Source organism: Neisseria sp. P0021.S005, assembly GCF_051956955.1.
Genome location: NZ_JBQCWY010000776.1, coordinates 1 through 1,349, shown reverse-complemented (window position 1 = coordinate 1,349; position 1,349 = coordinate 1). Strand labels below are relative to the sequence as shown.

The following is a 1,349-nucleotide window of genomic DNA, read 5'->3' as shown; positions in this document are numbered from 1 at the left end:
CTTTGGCGGTTGGCAAGTATCCAGTTGAGCGCGTTTTTCAAATCCTGATGGAAGATGTCGAACTGCGCCTTGTGCGCGTGGAAATATTCTTCGTTGGCGATGATGCCCGCCATCGGAATCAGCGGTTTGGTGTCAAACGCCTGCCCCCATGCCTTCACCAAATCAAAACTGCGCACGACGTTTACGCCCATGGTTTTGCCTTTGAGTATGCTTGCGCTTGCCATCGGTTCGGGCAGGATGGCGGCGTGGTAATCCTTGCTCAAAAACAGCCCCACCGCTTCGGGCGGCGTGGCGGTGTAAGTGATGCCGACTTTGTGCGCGTCGATTTTCAGTTTTTTCAACAAGGCTTGCAGCACGATGTCGGGCATGTCGTTTTTAAACGGTACGAGGATTTTTTTGCCGACCAAATCCTGCGGCGAGGTAATCGCGCTGCCTTTACACATCAGCTGCGTGATGCCGTTGGTCAAAATATTGACCATGCCGACTTTCTGCCCTTGGTTGCGCAGGTTTACGCCGACATTGCTCGGACTCATCATGACTTTAAATTGTCCGCTTGCCACGCCTGCACGCAGTTGGTCGGGCGAACGCCAGATTTTCAGCGATACATCTGCCTGCTTCGCCAGCTTGCCTTGCAACGCCGCTACGGCGATGGTAACGCTGGGCATTGCCGGTGCGCCGTATACGGTAAATTGTTCTTTACCGGCTGCTAACAATGAAGGTGAAACGCCTGCGGCTGCCAGCGCGGCGGTCATTTTTAAGAAATCGCGTCTTTTCATATCCATTTTTTATCTCCTAATTCTTAATAAGCCAATGCAGGCATTCTTTCAAACGGCCTGATTTTAAAATGCCGCATGCAAACTCAACCAATATGTCCTGCCCGGTGCATACACGACACTGGGGGATAGAGCGAGGACGTGGTCGCCGCTGATGTATTCGGCGTATTTTTTGTTGAACACGTTGTTCACGCCCAGGCGTAAGCCGTATTTGTCTTTGAAGTTTACGCCTGCGTACACGTCGGCAACGGTAAAGCCTTTGGCGGCTTCGCGTTTGTCTATGCCCAAACCGCTTGCGGCATCAAAATCGCCGCGCGTTTGTTTGGCGACAAAGCGTGTGGCGGCGCCGATGTTGTAGCTGCCGTGGGCAAAGTAATTTTTGTAGTCAGCTTGGACGGTTGCTTCAAACGGACGGATTTGATAGAGCGGCCTGCCGTCGGTTTCATTGTGTCCGTAGTTGTAGGCGGCTTTGATGCCTGCCGCCCAATGCGGATTGAAGTTGTAACGCGCATAGGCCTGAGCGGTAAACAATCGCGCGTCCACGTTGCGTGTGATGATGCCGCCGCCTTTGGAGGC

2 protein-coding genes are annotated in these 1,349 nt (G+C 53.2%); both read right to left on the bottom strand.

What is annotated here, in order from left to right:
* The coding region (locus tag ACTHUE_RS19190; protein ID WP_440424190.1) for an ABC transporter substrate-binding protein at positions 1-782 on the bottom strand (782 nt) is incomplete at its 3' end.
* A gap of 57 nt (positions 783-839) precedes the next feature.
* A partial coding sequence (locus ACTHUE_RS19185) for a TonB-dependent receptor domain-containing protein (protein WP_440424189.1) occupies positions 840-1,349 on the bottom strand: 510 nt, incomplete at its 5' end.